General features: G+C 65.0%; 19 protein-coding genes. 4 read left to right on the forward strand and 15 right to left on the reverse strand.

Annotated elements, in window-relative coordinates; all coding sequences use genetic code 11:
- Positions 1-166: 166 nt before the first annotated feature.
- Both EDE08_RS28180 and EDE08_RS28185 read right to left on the reverse strand, forming a co-directional pair.
- Positions 167-1,021, reverse strand: coding sequence for a C40 family peptidase (locus EDE08_RS28180; RefSeq protein WP_131871973.1), 855 nt, complete (start codon positions 1,019-1,021; stop codon positions 167-169).
- Positions 1,014-2,387 carry a leucyl aminopeptidase family protein gene (locus tag EDE08_RS28185; RefSeq protein WP_131871972.1) on the reverse strand — a complete coding sequence of 458 codons (1,374 nt, stop codon included), beginning with the start codon at positions 2,385-2,387 and terminating at the stop codon, positions 1,014-1,016. The genes EDE08_RS28180 and EDE08_RS28185 overlap by 8 nt, the downstream gene beginning before the upstream one ends.
- A gap of 198 nt (positions 2,388-2,585) precedes the next feature.
- On the opposite strand from EDE08_RS28185, the gene EDE08_RS39515 reads away from it, so the two are divergent.
- Both EDE08_RS39515 and EDE08_RS28195 read left to right on the forward strand, forming a co-directional pair.
- The gene (locus EDE08_RS39515) at positions 2,586-2,789 is read left to right on the forward strand and encodes a hypothetical protein (RefSeq protein WP_131872084.1); all 204 of its coding nucleotides are present in this window, start codon (positions 2,586-2,588) and stop codon (positions 2,787-2,789) included.
- A 199-nt stretch (positions 2,790-2,988) separates the two neighbouring features.
- Positions 2,989-3,816 carry a tetratricopeptide repeat protein gene (locus tag EDE08_RS28195; RefSeq protein WP_131871971.1) on the forward strand — a complete coding sequence of 276 codons (828 nt, stop codon included), beginning with the start codon at positions 2,989-2,991 and terminating at the stop codon, positions 3,814-3,816.
- 56 nt (positions 3,817-3,872) lie between these two features.
- Here the strand turns inward: EDE08_RS28195 and EDE08_RS28200 are convergent, their stop codons facing one another.
- From EDE08_RS28200 to EDE08_RS28240, 10 genes are all read right to left on the reverse strand, one after another.
- On the reverse strand, positions 3,873-4,847 hold the full coding sequence (locus EDE08_RS28200; protein ID WP_028177285.1) for a type II secretion system F family protein: 975 nt from the start codon (positions 4,845-4,847) through the stop codon (positions 3,873-3,875).
- A 9-nt stretch (positions 4,848-4,856) separates the two neighbouring features.
- Complete coding sequence (locus EDE08_RS28205) at positions 4,857-5,834, reverse strand: type II secretion system F family protein (RefSeq protein ID WP_131871970.1); 978 nt, start codon at positions 5,832-5,834, stop codon at positions 4,857-4,859.
- Positions 5,835-5,850: 16 nt separating this feature from the next.
- Positions 5,851-7,320, reverse strand: a complete 1,470-nt coding sequence (locus tag EDE08_RS28210) for a TadA family conjugal transfer-associated ATPase (RefSeq protein ID WP_131871969.1) — start codon at positions 7,318-7,320, stop codon at positions 5,851-5,853.
- A gap of 21 nt (positions 7,321-7,341) precedes the next feature.
- Complete coding sequence (locus tag EDE08_RS28215) at positions 7,342-8,610, reverse strand: CpaE/TadZ family protein (RefSeq protein WP_131871968.1); 1,269 nt, start codon at positions 8,608-8,610, stop codon at positions 7,342-7,344.
- Positions 8,607-9,341, reverse strand: coding sequence for a CpaD family pilus assembly protein (locus EDE08_RS28220; RefSeq protein WP_131871967.1), 735 nt, complete (start codon positions 9,339-9,341; stop codon positions 8,607-8,609). Before EDE08_RS28220 ends, EDE08_RS28215 begins: the two co-directional genes overlap by 4 nt.
- A 20-nt stretch (positions 9,342-9,361) precedes the next feature.
- On the reverse strand, positions 9,362-10,825 hold the full coding sequence (locus tag EDE08_RS28225; RefSeq protein WP_165936242.1) for a type II and III secretion system protein family protein: 1,464 nt from the start codon (positions 10,823-10,825) through the stop codon (positions 9,362-9,364).
- Positions 10,826-10,836: 11 nt separating this feature from the next.
- Positions 10,837-11,634, reverse strand: a complete 798-nt coding sequence (gene cpaB, locus EDE08_RS28230; protein ID WP_165936234.1) for a Flp pilus assembly protein CpaB — start codon at positions 11,632-11,634, stop codon at positions 10,837-10,839.
- A 127-nt stretch (positions 11,635-11,761) separates the two neighbouring features.
- Positions 11,762-12,286 carry an A24 family peptidase gene (locus EDE08_RS28235; protein WP_131871964.1) on the reverse strand — a complete coding sequence of 175 codons (525 nt, stop codon included), beginning with the start codon at positions 12,284-12,286 and terminating at the stop codon, positions 11,762-11,764.
- A gap of 120 nt (positions 12,287-12,406) precedes the next feature.
- Positions 12,407-12,547, reverse strand: a complete 141-nt coding sequence (locus EDE08_RS38635; RefSeq protein ID WP_165936222.1) for a hypothetical protein — start codon at positions 12,545-12,547, stop codon at positions 12,407-12,409.
- 76 nt (positions 12,548-12,623) lie between these two features.
- Positions 12,624-12,788, reverse strand: a complete 165-nt coding sequence (locus EDE08_RS28240; RefSeq protein WP_028177277.1) for a Flp family type IVb pilin — start codon at positions 12,786-12,788, stop codon at positions 12,624-12,626.
- Between the two features lie 266 nt (positions 12,789-13,054).
- On the opposite strand from EDE08_RS28240, the gene EDE08_RS28245 reads away from it, so the two are divergent.
- Positions 13,055-13,882, forward strand: coding sequence for a sterol desaturase family protein (locus tag EDE08_RS28245; protein WP_131871963.1), 828 nt, complete (start codon positions 13,055-13,057; stop codon positions 13,880-13,882).
- 112 nt (positions 13,883-13,994) lie between these two features.
- Positions 13,995-14,477: a pilus assembly protein N-terminal domain-containing protein gene (locus EDE08_RS28250; RefSeq protein ID WP_131871962.1), complete on the forward strand. Its 483-nt coding sequence runs from the start codon at positions 13,995-13,997 to the stop codon at positions 14,475-14,477.
- Between the two features lie 128 nt (positions 14,478-14,605).
- Here the strand turns inward: EDE08_RS28250 and EDE08_RS28255 are convergent, their stop codons facing one another.
- The 3 genes from EDE08_RS28255 to EDE08_RS28265 form a co-directional block, all read right to left on the reverse strand.
- The gene (locus tag EDE08_RS28255) at positions 14,606-14,818 is read right to left on the reverse strand and encodes a cold-shock protein (protein WP_014439634.1); all 213 of its coding nucleotides are present in this window, start codon (positions 14,816-14,818) and stop codon (positions 14,606-14,608) included.
- A gap of 263 nt (positions 14,819-15,081) precedes the next feature.
- A complete protein-coding gene (gene infA / locus EDE08_RS28260; RefSeq protein ID WP_024340539.1) occupies positions 15,082-15,369 on the reverse strand; it encodes a translation initiation factor IF-1 in 288 nt (95 codons plus the stop codon).
- Positions 15,370-15,392: 23 nt separating this feature from the next.
- Positions 15,393-16,976, reverse strand: coding sequence for a DEAD/DEAH box helicase (locus EDE08_RS28265; RefSeq protein WP_131871961.1), 1,584 nt, complete (start codon positions 16,974-16,976; stop codon positions 15,393-15,395).
- Positions 16,977-17,311 lie beyond the last annotated feature (335 nt).

The raw sequence follows: 17,311 nt of genomic DNA on the forward strand, positions 1-17,311 counted from the left end.
CGTCGTTCAAACCCGGAAAGCGTCGTGTGCTTGTGGAACGAGAGGCAGTAGTCGAGGGAGGCCCGCTAAAGCGCGATGCGACTAGGATGGATCGTCATCGCGCTTTAGGCCTGTTGTTTAAGCATGATCTTTCGGAAAACCGCTGCGCACTTTTCCGGATCATGCTTTAGAGTCGCTTGATCGCGGTGACCTCGCTGCCGGCCTGCCTGATCCGCGCAATCGCGGGCTCGATCGGCTCGACCACGGTCGCCATGTGATATGCATTGGCGTGAACCATGGTACTGGCATCCCGGACGATGGCGACATGGCCCTTCCAGAAGATCAGATCGCCGCGTAGCAGGCTGCCTCGCTCATGAGGCTCCAGCGTGCGGCCGAGTCCGGCCAGCTGCATGTCGCTGTCGCGCGGGCAGCCGATGCCTGCGGCGGTCAGCGAGATCTGCACGAGGCCCGAGCAGTCGATGCCGAGGCTGCTCTTGCCGCCCCACAGGTAGGGCGTGCCGACGAAGCGCTCGGCCACCGACACGAAATCTGCCTCGCGATGATCGAGCGAGACGAGATGCGTCCCCGGCAAAAATCTCCCGTCGCGCGTCACGGCGAAAGAGCCGTCCTCGCGCGCCACGGCAATCTTCGAGCCCATCACGAGCGTCTCTGCCGGCGGCAGCTTGATCGAGGGACCGGGGAACGCGAACGTTCGCAGCGCGCCCACCTTGTGCGTCGGCGCGGCCGTCGGTTTCACGAGCGCCGCGTCGGGAAGCCAGCCGACATAGCCGTCGCCATTGAGCTGGCCCCAGGCCCACCCCTCGCCGTTGCGGTCGTAGACCGTGACGTGCTCGCCGCGCAGCGCTTCCGTCATCAGCATGGCGTCCGAGGACGGCTGCTCGCGCACCGGTGCGATCGCCTCGACCACCTCGAATTCCTCCCCGGTGACGAAGCGATCCGCCTCGACCTTGCCTTCGAGATATTTCGCGGCGATATCGCCCCGCGCCGGCGTCAGCCGTGGATCATGTTTGGGATCATGCATAGCGCTCGCTCAGCAATGTGTAGAGGGCGCGAGCGGCCTGGCACTCGCCGCCTTCGGGCCGCGCCGGCTTCGCCGACGGCGTCCAGCCGTAGATGTCGACATGCAGCCAGCTCGCGGCGTGCTCGACGAAGCGTTGCAGGAACAGCGCGCAAGTGATCGAGCCGGCGAAGCCGCCGGACGGCGCATTGGTGATGGTGGCCGTCTTGGAGTCCAGCCAGGCGTCGTAGGGCGGCCACAGCGGCATGCGCCACAACGGATCGTTCTCCTTCGCCGCGCAGCGCGCGACGTCGGCGGCCAGCGCCTCATCATTGGTGTAGAAGGGCGGCAAATCCGGCCCCAGCGCAACGCGGGCCGCGCCCGTCAGCGTGCCCAGATCGATCAGCAGATCGGGCTTCTCCTCGTCTGCCAGCGCCAGCGCGTCGGCGAGGACGAGCCGGCCTTCCGCGTCGGTATTGCCGATCTCGACTGTGATGCCCTTGCGCGAGGTGAAGATGTCGAGCGGGCGGAAGGCATTGCCGGCGACCGCGTTCTCCACGGCCGGGATCAGCACGCGCAGCCGCACCTTCAGCTTCGCGTCCATCACCATGCGCGCGAGCGCCAGCACGTTGGCGGCGCCGCCCATGTCCTTCTTCATGATCAGCATGCCGCTCGACGGCTTCAGGTCCAGCCCGCCGGTGTCGAAACACACGCCCTTGCCGACCAGCGTCACCTTTGGATGATCAGGATCGCCCCAGCCGATGTCGATCAGCTGCGGCGGACGGCTGGAGGCCATCCCGACGGCATGGATCAGCGGGAAATTCGTCCTCAGATCGTCGCCGACGGTGCAGGCGAAGCTCGCGCCGAACTCGGTTGCGAGCGCTTGCGCGGCTGCGGCGAGTTCCGCCGGGCCCATGTCGTTGGACGGCGTGTTGATGAGGTCGCGCGCCAGCATTGCGGCATCGGCGATCCGCTCGATCTCGGCTGCGTCGACACCGTCAGGCGGCACCAGCCGGACCTCCGGGCGATCGGCCTTGCGGTAGCGGGCGAAGCGGTAACACCCCAGTGCGAAGGCGAGCGCCGCCAGCCGGGGATCGTGCGGCGCGTTGGCAAAGCGATAGGTTCCCGGCGGCAACAGGCCGGGCAGGGCCCCGGGTCGGAACAGGTCGCGCGATCTTGCACCCTCATCCTCGAGGCCGAACAGCACCTGAGCAATCGTTCCGTCCGGCGCGGGGAGTGCCAGATAGCCGCCCGGCTTTGCGGCAAAGGCGCTCGCGGCGGCGAACTGGCGCTGCGCCGGGGGCAGCGTCTCGGCAATCTGATCCCAGCTCGGCTTGGTGACGAAAGTGATCGGGATGGCGGTGGGCGACGTCTCGAAGACAGAGGGCATTGGCGGGTCCGGATCGTCAGATCAAGCGGGGTCATGCGAGCTGACGAGACTTCGCAGAGTTTCGGCGCCGCTGCAATCGGCATTGCCGCCACCGGTCAGCGAACTGCGCCGCGCCGCAAGCCCATGCTAAGTTCGCGGGGCGGCCGCCGGATGTGGAGATCGGAGGCGACCGACCAGGAAGCGCGGGGAGGAAATGTGATGGAATTTGTGTGGAGCGTGGTCACATTCGTCGGCCAGGCCGTCGAGGCGATTTTTGGCTATATCGAACATCACCATTGGATCTTCGCGTTCCTTGCCGGCGGCTGCGTCTTCTATCTCCACGACCGCTCCGTCCACGCGCGGTTCGATGCGCTCGACAAGCGCATCGACGAAATCCGCCGGCGGCTCGCCATCGAATATTGACCGGGTGAGAGGACGCCGTCCTCGGGGCGTATCTCGCGCCGAGAGCTACGGTTTGGATGGGGACGGCCTCACGCCTTTACGAGCGTTGCGATCGTGATGCCGCCGCGAGAGGCCAGAGGACGTCGTTAACCGGCCGTTAGGGTTAACATTCTATTGCTGGCGCGTTCGGCTCGATAAGCGGTTCCAGAATCAAGGCCTCATGCGTCAACGGATCAGTCCAGCCCGGCTTCTTGCCTCGACGTCGCTGATCGCAGCGGTGGCCATGGGCCTCGGCGGCTGCACGGCCATGTCGAAACTCTCCGACGTGACGGGCTCGGTCGGCCCCCGGGCGGAGTCGGCTTCAGCCGACCGCGCGTCCACCGATCCGGCGCGGGCCGTCGACGCCTATGGCCAGCGCTACCGCGCCAATCCCAAGGATGCCGACGCCGCACTCGCCTACGGACAGGCCTTGCGCGCCAACGGCCAGCGCGCCCAGGCCGCCGCCGTGCTCGAGCAGGCGACCATCGCCAATCCCGGCAACAAGGCACTGCTCGCCCAATACGGCCGCGCACTCGCCGACAACGGCAATTTCCAGCAGGCTTACGACGTCCTGTCGAAGGCGCACTCGCCCGACAATCCGGACTGGCGCCTGCTTTCGGTGCAGGGCACGGCGCTGGACCAGATGGGCCGTCATGAGGAGGCGCGATCCTACTACGCGAGCGCGCTCAAGATCGCACCGGGTGATCCCGGCGTGCTCTCCAATCTCGGCCTGTCCTACATGTTGTCGAGAGAGCTGCCGAAAGCCGAAGAGGCGCTGCGGCAGGCCTATGCCTCGCCGCGTGCGAGCGCGCGGGTGCGGCAGAACCTCGCCCTGGTCGTCGGTCTCCAGGGCCGCTTCGCGGAAGCGGAGACCATCGTGAAGGCGGACCTGCCACCGGACCAGGCCGCCGCCAATGTGGCCTATCTCAAGGACATGCTCAGCCGCAGCGATGCCCCGCACGGTGCACCGAAGCGGACGCCGGTTGCTTCGCTCAGCCAGCCCGACTGATCAGATCCGATCGCCCGATCTCAGCCTGAGCGACGAACCGCGCGGTCCGCTCTCGCTCAGTGCAACTCCGTGACCTTGATGGCGGTCGGCCCGAGAATGACCACGAACAGCACCGGCAGGAAGAACAGGATCATCGGCACCGTCAGCTTCGGCGGCAGGGCGGCGGCCTTCTTCTCGGCCTCGTTCATGCGCATGTCGCGGTTCTCCTGCGCCATGACGCGCAGGGAGTGGCCGAGCGGGGTGCCGTAGCGCTCCGCCTGCTGAAGCGCGAGACACACCGACTTGACGCCCTCGAGCCCGGTGCGCCGTGCGAGGTTCTCATAGGCGACCTTGCGATCCTGCAGATAGGACAGTTCGGCCGTGGTCAGGGTGAACTCCTCCGAGAGCGCGATCGACTGGCCCACGATTTCTGTCGCGACCTTCCGGAACGCCATCTCGACCGACATGCCGGATTCGATGCAGATCAGGAGCAAGTCGAGCGCGTCGGGAAATGCACGCTTGATCGAGAGCTGGCGCTTGGCGATCGCATTCCTGAGGAACAGCATCGGCGCCTGAAGGCCGAGATAGGCAGCGCCGATGCAGATGCCGATCTTGACCGGCAGCGCCTGTTCCATGCGCGCGATCACGAAGACGTAGAGGGCCGAGCCGATGAAGAGCGCGATCGGGGCGACCATGCGGGCAAACAGGAAGGTGATGTAGGGCGCCTGGCCGCGGTAACCTGCCATGATGAGCTTGTCCCGCGCAGCTTCCTGCGCGAGCCATTTGGTGAGGTTGAAGTCCTCGACCACCTTGGAAACGAGCTGCTTCGGGGTCTGGCGCAGCGAGACTTTTTCGCTCTTGTGAAGACGCTCACGCTCGCGCTGCCGGATGCGCTCGCGCTCGCTCGCCACCGCCTTCATGCGCTTGGAGAGACCCTCGCCGGCGAACAACGGCATCACCAGCGTATACACGGTTGCGCTGGCGGCGACGGCCGCGAGCAGCATGGTCATGAAACGGACGTCGTGCAGTTTCGAGACGAGGAATTCGACCATACGGCACCGTCAGAAATCGAAGTTGATCATCTTCTTCATCACCATGATGCCGATCGACATCCAGACGACGCAGCCGACCAGCATCAGCTGCCCGGTAGGATGAGTCCAAAGCACCGAGATGTATTGCGGCGTCGTGAGATAGACGAGGAACATCACGATCGGCGGCAGCGAGCCGATGATGCCGGCCGAGGCCTTGGCTTCCATCGACATCGCCTGGATCTTCTCCCGCATCTTCTTGCGGTCGCGCAGCACCTTGGAGAGGTTTCCGAGCGCTTCGGAGAGGTTGCCGCCCGACTTCTGTTGGATAGACACCACGATGCCGAAGAAATTGGCCTCCGGCAGCGGCATGCGCTCGTAGAGCCGCGCGCAGGCCTCGCCCAGCGGCATGCCGATCGCCTGCGTCTCGATGATAGCCAGGAATTCGCTGCGCAGCGGTTCGGGAGAATCGGCGGCGACGACCTTGATCGATTCGAACAGCGGCAGGCCCGCCTTGATGCCGCGAACGATCACGTCGACCGCGTCGGGCAGCGCAGCCAGGAACTTGGCCTCGCGACGCTTCTTCAGGAAGCTGAGCGCCCAGCGCGGCAGGCCGAAGCCGCCGGCAAAGGCGAGCCCGGCGGCGCCGATCATGCCGCCGCCGCCGAACAGTGCGACCGCGAAGAACACGCCCGCCACGACGGCGGACGCGATCCAGAATTTTTGCGGCGTCCAGTCAAGCCCCGCCTGCGACAGGCGGACGCTGAGCGGAGCACTCTTCTCCTGGGCGCGCCGCGCCTCGAGGTCCTTGAGCGTGGTCTCGACCTGCTCGCGGCGCGAGCGCTGGGTCTTCTCGGCCTGGCGGGCCGTCGGCGCCTCGGCGCGCGCAACCGATGCGCGCCGGCTTTCCGCCTTTCGCTCCCCGGACAGCAACGGATAGAGGAAGACCCAGGCGATGCCACCGACGGCTGCGGTGGCGAGGAAGGCGAGGGCGAGGACCTGCATGTTCATGGCGGCGTTGACCTGCTCACGTCTTCGGGGCGACTTCCGCTGCGTCGAGCGCAGCGGCAAGGCGCTTCTCCTCGCCGTAATAGCGGGCGCGTTCCCAGAACTTCGGACGGCCGATGCCGGTCGAGCGGTGCCGGCCGATGATCTTGCCGTTGGCGTCCTCTCCGACCATGTCGTAGAGGAAGATGTCCTGGGTGATGATGGTGTCACCTTCCATGCCCATCACCTCGGTAATGTGGGTGATGCGGCGTGAACCGTCGCGCAGGCGTGCGGCCTGGATGATGACGTCGATCGAGGCGCAGATCATCTCGCGGATGGTTCGCGAGGGCAGGGAGAAGCCGCCCATCGTGATCATGGATTCGCAGCGCGACAGCGCTTCGCGAGGGTTGTTGGCGTGCAGCGTGCCCATCGAGCCGTCATGGCCGGTGTTCATGGCCTGGAGCAGGTCGAAGGCTTCGGGGCCGCGAACCTCGCCGACGATGATGCGTTCGGGCCGCATGCGCAGGCAGTTGCGCACCAGTTCGCGCATGGTGACCTGGCCCTCGCCCTCGATATTGGGGGGGCGGGTTTCCAGCCGCACCACGTGGGGCTGCTGGAGCTGGAGCTCGGCGGCGTCCTCGCAGGTGATGACGCGCTCGTCGTGCTCGATGTAATTGGTGAGGCAGTTCAGCAGCGTGGTCTTGCCCGAGCCGGTACCGCCGGAGATCAGCACGTTGCACCGGACGCGGCCGATGATCTGGAGGATCTCGGCGCCCTCCGGCGTGATCGCGCCGAACTTGACGAGCTGATCCAGCGTCAGCTTGTCCTTCCTGAATTTGCGGATGGTGAGCGTGGGGCCGTCGATGGACAGCGGCGGCACGATGGCGTTGACGCGGGAGCCGTCGGCGAGGCGCGCGTCGCAGATCGGCGAGGATTCGTCGACGCGCCGGCCGACCTGGCTGACGATGCGCTGGCAGATGTTGAGAAGCTGCTGGTTGTCGCGAAAGCGGATCCCGGTGCGCTGGATCTTGCCGCCGACCTCGATGTAGACGGTATTGGCACCATTGACCATGATGTCGGCGATGTCGTCACGCGACAACAGCGGTTCGAGCGGGCCGTAGCCGAGGACGTCGTTGCAGATGTCGTCGAGCAGCTCTTCCTGCTCGGCGATCGACATCACGATGTTCTTGATCGCGATGATCTCGTTGACGATATCGCGGATTTCCTCGCGCGCGGACTCCGAATCGAGCTTGGCGAGCTGGGCGAGGTCGATCGCCTCGATCAGAGCGCCGAAGATGGTCGCCTTGACCTCGTAGTAGTTGTCCGAACGCCGGCTCTCCATGGCCGGAGGCGGCGCGACCTTGGCAGGGGCAAGCGGCGGCGAGGCGACGGCCGGCGGAGTTGGGGCGCGCGACATCGTCGGCGCCGGAGCCGGGGCAGGCTCATGCGATACGACGCCGGGCTTGGGCGCCCGAAGGTCGGTGTCTGTTCCGCTACGCTTACCGAACACTTAACAGCTCCATGCGGCGGCTTATCTTCCCCGCAACTTCTCAATCAGAGGTGAAAACAGGGACGACTTTTGTTTCTTGGTCTCGCTGCGGCCGGTCAGGCGTTGGGCGATCTGCAGGAACATCTCGATCGACTTGTGGTTGGTGGAGATCTCCGCGATCATCTGGCCGTTGTTGGCCGCCGAGCCGAAGATCTGCGGCTCGAACGGGATCGAGACGACCGGCTGGCTCTCGATCGCCTTGGCGAACTCCGTGGCGGCGATTTCGGGCCGTTTCGGCACGCCGACCTGGTTGAGGCAGTAGAGCGGCGGCCGGTCGTTGGGCCGCGCGGCCTTCAACAGATCGAACAGGTTCTTGGTATTGCGCAGGTTGGCGAGGTCGGGCGCGGCCACGATCAGGATATCGTCCGCTCCGATCAAGGCGCGCTTGGTCCAGCCCGCCCATTGATGCGGAACGTCGAGCACGATGCAGGGCATGGTGGAGCGCAGCGTGTCGAACACGGCGTCGAAAGCGTCGGTGCCGAAATCATAGACCCGGTCGAGCGTCGCAGGCGCCGCCAGCAGGCTGAGATGGTCGGTGCATTTCGACAGCAGGCGGTCGATGAAGGCGGTGTCGACGCGGTCGGGCGAGAACACGGCGTCGGCGATGCCCTGCGGCGGATCCTGGTTGTAGTCGAGCCCGGCGGTCCCGAAGGCGAGGTCGAGATCGGCGACGACGGCGTCCATCGCGAGGTCGCGCGCGATCGCCCAGGCGACATTGTGGGAGATGGTGGAAGCCCCGACGCCACCCTTGGCGCCGACCACGGCGATGATGCGGCCGACCGCCTTGGCTTCCGGCGCCGAGAACAGGTTGCAGATCGAGCGCACGACGTCGATCGCGCCGACCGGCGCGAGCACGTAGTCGCTGACGCCGCGGCGCACCAGCTCGCGATAGAGCGTGACGTCGTTGATGCGGCCGATCACGACCACGCGGGTGCCGGCGTCGCAGACCGTGGCGAGCTGGTCGAGCCCGCTCAACAGATCGCTGCGGCCGTCGCTCTCGAGCACGATCACGTTCGGCGTGGGAGCCGAGCGATAGGCTTCGATCGCGGCCGCCATGCCGCCCATCTGGATCTTCAGGTGTGCCTTGCCGAGACGGCGATCTTCGCCGGCGGCCTGTACCGCGGCGGCAGTCTCCACGGTTTCGCAGAAGGCCTGGACCGAGACGCGCGGCGCAGGCGCAATATGCTCCTCCATCGGCGGAGGAGCGGCTTGCGACTGCTCTTCTTGTGTCTGGCGCGCGTAGCTGATCATCTGCCGGTTTCGCTGAGTTTGGCCTTGTCGGCCTCGGGATAGGTCGTCGCCGTCGAGAGCCCTTTGCGATATTTCTCGAGACCGGTGATGCGCCGCGGCGTGTATGACGGAGTTTCGGGCCGCGGCTGCTCAAGATCCGACGGATTGTCGACCATGGCCGCGAGGTTGCGCTGATAGGCGCAGCCGTAATTGTAGTAGTCCTTGTTCTCGAACCAGCGCTTGTTCTTCATCGAGGGGCCGATGTCCTCGGGCCACAGGCCGCAGGGACCGGCGACCGCCGCGATCCTGGAATAGGTGAGCCGGATCGGCGGCAGGAAACGCTTGTCCTCCGGCCGGTAGGGGTGAACGCTGACGCCGCGCGGAGGAACGCCTGCCGCCGCCAGCATCGCCTGGATCTCTCGCATCGTATCCGCGATCGGACGAGCGTTGGGCGTCTGGGACGGTACGTCGATGCGAATGGCGCCGGTGCCTTCGTGCAACCATGCCGATGCGACCCCCATCACGTCGGCGCGTTGGGCGGCGGTCAGTCCACCGCGGGCATGGCCGACGAAGACGACGATCGAGCGATTTTGCTCCTCGATCGCGATCGGATGGCGCTGCTTGTAATCGTCGGGAATGGAGGCCGTGGCGACCTCGTCGTGTTGGCAGCCGCCGAGCGCGAGCGCCATGCCGACGAGCGCGCCACCGAGGCGGATGGCGCGTTTGCGAAGCTGGGGTGGTCTCGTGATCATCGTGAAGTCCCCGTTCCGCCTCAGTCGGTGATGAAGCCGTAGGTGCCGCGGTAGCTCTTGGCCGGCTCGGCCCGTCCGGGCACGCCGTAGAGCCGGTTGACATTGCCGATCAGCTGGGCCTGCGGATCCGCCGGCGGAGCGAAGCCGTCATCCGGCCGCGACAGGTCCTTCGGCGCCACCGCGCGAACGACGTAGGGCGTCACGATCACGACCAGTTCGGTCGCGTTGTTGACGAAGTCGCGGCTGCGGAACAGCGTGCCCAGGATCGGGAGTTGCATCAGTCCCGGCAATCCGCTGATCGCCTGCTTGGTCTGCTGCTGGATCAGGCCGGCCATCGCCATCGCGCCGCCGGAGGGAATTTCCAGCGAGGTCTCCGCGCGGCGGGTTCTGATCGAAGGCACCGTCAGCGAGTTCACCGTGGTCGAGGTCACCGCCTGCGACAGCGTGATCGAATTCTCGTTCGACAGCTCCGATACTTCCGTCATCACCCGCAGGCTGATCTTGCCTTCACTCAGCACCACGGGCGTGAAGTTCAGCGAGATGCCGAACTTCTTGAAGTTGATCTGGGTTGTACAGACATGAGTGACGGGATCGCACGCATAGCCTGACGGCACAGGGAATTCACCGCCGGCGATGAACGTCGCCGATTCACCGGAGATCGCGGTCAGGTTCGGTTCGGCCAGCGTGCGGATCACGCCGGCGGTTTCCATCGCACGCAGGGTGGCCTGCACGGATGGCGTCGCGCCGAACTTCGTGGTCAGGTTGTTGCCGTCGACAAGGTTGCGGCCATAGGCCGTGAACGGATTCGAATTGGTGAAGCTCACCACGGAGGTGCCGTAGTTGAGGTTGGCGGAGAGGTCGATGCCGAGCTGCTTGACGATGCTGCGCTGGACCTCGGCCACCGTCACCTTGAGCATGATCTGGTCGCGGCCGCGCACCACGATCGAGTTCACCACCTTGTCGGGGCCGCCGGCCAGGCGCGCGGCGAGCTCGTTGGCCTGTTGCGCTTCCATCGGGTTGGCAGCCGTTCCGGTTAGGACGATGCCGTCGCCGAGACCATCGACCTGGATGTCTGAATTGGGCAGGATCTGCTTCAGCGCGGCCCGCACGCCGTTGAGGTCGCGCTTGACTGCGATGTCATAGGCCGCAATCTGCTGGCCGGCGGAATCGAAGAACACGATGTTGGTCTGGCCGACCGCCGCGCCGATGATGTAGGCGCGCTGCGCCGAGCGGACCACCGCATTGGCGATCTTGGGATCGGCGACGAGCACGTCCTTGATGTCGCGCGGCAGGTCGATCACGATGGACTTGCCGATGCCGAGCGAGAGGAAGCGTGCGTTGATCTGGCCGTCCGCCGCGGCCGGCGCCACGGGGCGGTAGTCGGCAGCGATCACCGGGTTGAACGCCAGCGCGAAGGCGGCCGAAAACGACAGGGCGCGGACCAGTGAGGTCCGTATCGTCGCCGAGTCTGCCCTGCATTTCATATCGACTGTCTTCATCGTGCCTTAGCCGTCTGACTTGGAATGCCGTAGCGAATGATCGAAATGCCGTCTCGCTTCTGTGTGGAGTCGTCGAGCGTGATTTCGCTCAGCTTGACGTCGGCGATACTGCGCAGCGCCAGCGACAGCGTGCCGCTCTGCCGTGCCGCGGAGAGCGTTGCGGTCTGCGCTGGATTGAGCTCGAGGGTGACGGTCTTGCCGATCACCGCGTTCTGGCCGTCCTTCTCCTTGGGCGCCTGGTCGATGGCCAGGACGCGGATGTTGGCCAGGATGATCTCGGAGGTGACGAGGTCGGGGGCGCCGCTGCTCTCGTCCGGGTTCTTCAACCGGCGCGTGAGAAGCACGTCGACGCGATCGTTGGGCAGGATGAAGCCGCCCGCGCCGGTCTCCGGCGAGATCTCGGTCGAGATCGCCCGCATGCCGGTGGGCAGGATCGCCGCCATGAAGCCGGAGCCTTCCGCCTTGACCAGCTTCTGGTCGCGGATCGGCTCACCCTGAATGAAGGGCGCGCGCGCGATCGAGCCGGCCACCTGGGTCGCGCCGTCGGGGCGCTCGTTGCGTCGGATGAAGCTGGCGCTGGCGGTCGCGGCCGGCCAGGTCTGCCATTGCACGTCTTCCGGCTTCACGGTCTGGCCGAGGCCGATGTCGTTCTTGGCGACGAGGACGTCAACGGTCGGCAGTTGCGCGACCGGAAGCGGAGGCGGCGCAGAATTGTCGGTGCCGCTCGCCAGGTACGCGGCGACGCCGCCGGCGCAGATGGCGACCGCCAGGACGACAATGCGTGCCCTATTCATACGCTTCACTTTCCAACAATACGCCGCGACGCTGCCGCCGCCGTGATCGGCAGTTGACCAGCTATTCGTCAAAGCATGGTTAATGAGGCGTATCTAAATCGCCTTAACGCCGGGTTACCCAGTGCGTTCAGCGCAGTGCGAGGTGAGTGAGGTCGATCGCCTTCACCCATTCCGTCTCCGGGTAGACCATCAACGCGCTCAGGGCGAGCGCGATGCCGTAGGGAATGCCGCTCTCCTTGGCGTGCAGCCGTGCGAGCCAGGCCTGACCCGCCAGCCCGTAGGGCAGCGGCCATTGCCGGAACTGGAGCAGCAGCAGCGTCAGCGCGCCGCCGAACAGCGAGGCGTAGAGCAGGAAGTTCATCAGCTGCGCGAAGCCGAACCAGAGCGCGACGGAAGCCGCGACCTTGGCGTCGCCGCCGCCCACCCAGCCCATCGCGAAGCAGGTGAAGGCCACGACCAGGACGAGCGCGCCGGCGCCGACATGACTCATGATGTCGTAAGGTGCCATGCCACCGGCAAGGGCGAGCACGAAGAAGCCTGCGACCAGCGCCAGCGACACACGGTTCGAGATCGTCATCGTGAAGAGATCGCTCGCGGCGGCGAATGCCATCAGGGCCGGGAAGAGCAGAAGGCGCGCAAGGTCGAGGATCATGGGCTGCGTCTTGAGGCCTGGGTTGGCCGCGGGAGCTGGCGTCGCCGGATGCTAGCGCGTAGTGCTAAACAAACCGACAACGGCGACAGGGACGTGCGGCCAAGGCCGCTGAATGCGTTTTCACCAGAAGCTGGCAATGCGTACGGCGAGCGCGACCGTCGCAAGCAGCAGCGCAAGGCAGATCCAATAGGCCGGCGAGCCGGCTTGAGCCGTCCCCGCCTCTTTCGCCGCGACCGCGGCATCGGTTCTGAACTTGTACAACGCCACTGGAACTTGCCGTCTTCAGAAAAGCAAAGGCCCCGGAGGCCCGGGGCGTTTGTCGTCGGTCGTCGGTTACCTACTTCAGCGACGTGCTGATCGAGGTGAACTTGCCGTTCAGCGCGGTGCCGAGATTGTTGACGACGGTGATGATGGCCAACGCGATGCCGGCGGCGATCAGACCGTATTCGATGGCGGTGGCGCCGGATTCATCCTTCGCGAAACGCGCGATCAAGTTCTTCATGAACAAAACTCCGTCTGGGTGAAATCGCCTCGTTCGGCGCTGTCTGCGGCGAAGACCATGAGAGCCGAGCTCTTTCGGTAAAGTTAAATCGATCGGATAAACCAAGGTCCGGCGCGAAGCTTTCGCGCAGAGTGAATTTCGCCTTAAAACGGCAGCTGCGATGCATTCCGGTTCCCGGTGCATCGGCAGCGCGGTGCCTGCTTCACGCTCCCTTAAATTTCGCGGAGTACGCCTAGGCAGGACTGGAATTCGCAAGAGAGGCGACGATGTCGAGCCTGCCCATGCAAGTCGCCCTGATGCTCGGCGAGACCATCGTCAAGGTGATCCCCGTCACCTTCGTGCTCGCGGCCGTCTTCACCGTGCTGGAGCATTTCTGGGCCTGCAATCCCGGCGCGCCGTGGTGGCGCAAGCGGGAGATCGTCACCGACATCTGCTACTGGTTCTTCGTCCCGGTGTTTGCCCGCACCATGCGGATCGGTCTTCTGATCGTCGGCGCCAGCGTCGTCTTCAACATCCACGACGCCGACGAACTCATTGCCTTCTACGACAATGGCCATGGTCCGCTGTCGCAGTTGCCGCTGTGGCTCCAGGCCCTGCTGTTCCTGGTGCTGTCCGACTTCATGCTGTACTGGCTGCACCGGCTTTTCCACGACGGCGGCTTCTGGAAGTACCACGCCGTCCATCATTCGTCGGAGGAAATCGGGTGGATCTCCGCGGCCCGCTTCCATCCCGTCAATCTCTTGCTCGGGACGATCAGCGTCGACGTCGTGCTGCTGATGGCCGGTATCTCCCCCAACGTCATGATCTGGGTCGGTCCGTTCACCACCTTCCATTCGGCCTTCGTGCACGCCAACCTGAACTGGACGTTCGGACCGTTCAAATACGTGCTGGCGACGCCGGTATTCCACCGTTGGCACCACACTTCGCTCGAAGAGGGCGGCCACACCAATTTCGCGGGGACGTTTCCAATCTGGGATGTGCTGTTCGGCACCTTCCGCATGCCGGAGGGGAAGCTGCCGCAGGACTACGGCAAGGACGAAGCGACCATGCCGAAGGAGATCTGGGGCCAACTCTCCTATCCGTTCAAACAATAGCCGGCGAATTTGCGGAACGTTCATGAATTAAAGGCAGGTTGGCCGGGTCGGGCGCCGGCTCCGCTGTTGTCTGGCCGCTTCTGCCGGTTTGTGACGTCCCGGGGGTAAGAGTATGCGTAAGGAATTGCTGCGCCGTCATGCGCGCGTGTGTCTTCTGTTTGCCGCTGCAGTGGCATGGCCGGCCGCCGGCCTTGCCGAGTCCACCGCCGACACGATCGCCGTCAATGTCGATCAGGCCAAGCTGGTACGGCTGCCCGGTAAGGTGGCGACCATCGTGGTGGGCAATCCCCTGATCGCCGACGTCACGCTCCAGCCGGGCGGGATGATCGTCGTGACCGGAAAGGGCTATGGTGCCACCAACTTCATCGCGCTCGACCGGGGCGGCGAGATCCTGGTCGACCGCCAGATCCAGGTTGAAGGTCCGAGCGACCGGCTCGTCACCGTCTATCGCGGGATCGAGCGCGAGTCCTACAGCTGCGTACCGCTTTGCCAGCGTCGCGTGACGCTCGGCGACAGCGACGCCTACTTCAACAACACGATGAGCCAGGCTGGTTCGCTGAGCAGCAGTGCCAGCGGCAGCACCAAACCCAACTAAGGCGCGATGCGATCAGGATGAATGGTCTGCGCGCTTCAGGTTGATGTTGTACAATAAAAAAGGCCGTGCGCGACGCACGGCCTTCTTGTTTCCTCGCTCGAGGCGGTCGGGCCAAGAGCCCGGTTGGCTCAGCCCGCGGCGCGGAGGTTGTCCGCCGCCGACTTGCCGGAGCGGCGGTCGGCCACGATCTCGTAGGAGATCTTCTGGCCTTCGCGCAGCGAGCCGAGACCGGCGCGCTCCACGGCGCTGATGTGAACGAATACGTCCTGGCCGCCGTCGTCGGGCTGGATGAAGCCGAAGCCCTTGGTCGCGTTAAACCACTTCACGGTTCCCATGCTCATGGGGTAGTTCCTTCTCAGATACACAATGTCGGAGCCCGCTCGCGCGGGCAGGTTTAGATCGAATTTCTGGAAGGGTCGTCAGGGTGTCTGAACCGGCTGTACCGGTGGATGCCAATGTCGTCCGGCCGAAAATCGATTAATTCATTTTATCAGAAACAGGGATTCGAGACAATCGGGACGCGCACGATTTTTTGATCCGCCGTGGTGTCAACGGCGGATCAAGATCCAGGTCGGGGTTTCTCGCGCCTGCGCGCCGCAACCGATCAGCGGCGGCGGAACTGGCCGCCGCGCTGTCCGGGACGGGGCGGTCCGCCAGCCGTGCTGGGACGTTCGTCCTTGTGGCGGAAAATGAGCCGGCCCTTCTCCAGGTCGTACGGCGACATCTCCACCGTCACGCGGTCGCCCGCGAGCGTCTTGATGCGGTTCTTCTTCATCTTGCCGGCGGTATAGGCAACGATCTCGTGTCCGGCGTCGAGTTGCACGCGGTAACGGGCGTCGGGGAGGATTTCGGTGACCAGTCCTTCGAACTGGATCAGCTCTTCCTTAGCCATGAATTTCTCCAGGTCGTGGACGGCTAGTGCGAATAGGGTTTGCGGTTCGGTTGGCTGTTTGGCCGACTCTCGCGGCGCAAAAAGGCCACGCCTTGTATCCCATCAGGCGTCCCGGCGCTATGCGCGGAACGTTGTTCCGGACGGTCGACGGGCGATGAATGCATCTTACCACCGGAGCGGCGGCGCCGAGAACCCTTCGAAGCATTCGGGCCATTGCCGGGTCGTCCGTCAGCATGCCTCGCCTCGGCATGCCGTCCTTCACCGGGCCTTCCGTCACTTGGTTTGCCGGCACCATGGTGACGCCCGTCGGCATGTCTTTCGTCAGCACGCCGCCCGTCACCGTGCCGCGTCCCTTGCGGGCGTTGGCCCGGGCGGCCGCCCGGCCGGCCCTGCCGTTGCTGCGACGGGGCGGGGCCGGCATCGCGGCGCCCGGCGTCGGTGCGGTGGTCCTCGCGCGGCAGCGCGACGCGGATCAGCCGTTCGATGTCGCGGAGATAGCCGAGCTCCTCGCCGCCTGCGACCAGGGAGATCGCGGTGCCGTCGGCGCCGGCACGGGCGGTGCGGCCGATGCGGTGGACGTAGGTCTCGGGGACGTTGGGCAGGTCGAAATTGATGACGTGGGTGATGCCGTCGACGTCGATGCCGCGGGCGGCGATGTCGGTCGCCACCAAGGTGCGGATCTCGCCGGAGCGGAACTGGGCGAGCGTCCGCTCGCGATGGTTCTGGGACTTGTTCCCGTGGATGGCGCTCGCGGTAATGCCGGCCTTTTCAAGGGTCTTCACCACCTTGTCGGCGCCGTGCTTGGTGCGGGTGAAAACCAGTGCGCGGTTGATCGGCTCGTCCTTCAGGAGCTTGGTCAGGAAGGCGGGCTTGGAAGAGAAGTCGAGCTGGATGATGCGCTGGTTGATCCGCTCGGCGGTCGAGGAGACCGGGGTCACCGCGACGCGGGCCGGATCGCGCAGCATGGCGTCGGCGAGCTCGGCGATGTCCTTGGGCATGGTGGCCGAGAAGAACAGCGTCTGCCGCTTGATCGGCAGCTTGGCGACGATTTTGCGGATGTCGTTGATGAACCCCATGTCGAGCATGCGGTCCGCTTCGTCGAGCACGAGGAACTCGACGCTTCCAAGCTTCAGCCCGTTGCTCTGCACGAGGTCGAGCAGGCGGCCTGGAGTGGCAACCAGAACGTCGACGCCCTGCATCAGGGCGCGGACCTGACGGCCCATCGGCACGCCGCCGATGGCGAGGGTCGACGCCAGCCGCAGGTGACGGCCATAGGCGTTGAAGCTGTCCAGGATCTGGCCGGACAGCTCGCGGGTCGGAGAGAGCACGAGGACGCGGCAGGTCTTGGGCTGCGGCTTGATGCGGTTCTCGAGCAACCGGTGGAGGATTGGAAGCGCGAAGGACGCGGTCTTGCCGGTTCCGGTCTGGGCGATACCGACGACGTCGCGGCCGGTCAGCGCCAGCGGGATGGTCTGGGCCTGGATCGGGGTGGGGGTGACGTAATTCTCTTCACGAAGAGCGCGCGCGATGGGTTCGGCGAGGCCGAAATCCTGAAACGAAGTCAAAAGAGGGGTTCTTTCCATGTCAAAAGCGAGCGCCCGGCGCATTCGGCGCGGCGCGCGCAAAAAGGTGTCGAGAAGACACCTGCGTGTTTGGGGTGTCGGATGGGCTTGGGAGATGTGGGGCAAGCCAGACGCCCGTATGGGCTTAAGAACACGCGGCTCGCTATGACCTCTTGATTCGCAAGAGGTCTCGGGTGGTCATATGGAACATCGAAGGGGCGCTTTCAAGGCAGGCGTGGCTGAAATAGCGATTGCGGTGCAAAAATAGTGATGCCGGAAATTTAGCCAGAACTGGCGATTTGCTCATAAAATAAACTGCATGCCGCTTTCGCACACATTTCGGACGCCTAGAATTTAGTCAGTCTGACTATGGCCAAACT

Source organism: Bradyrhizobium sp. R2.2-H (assembly GCF_004346455.1).
GTDB classification, from domain to species: domain Bacteria; phylum Pseudomonadota; class Alphaproteobacteria; order Rhizobiales; family Xanthobacteraceae; genus Bradyrhizobium; species Bradyrhizobium diversitatis.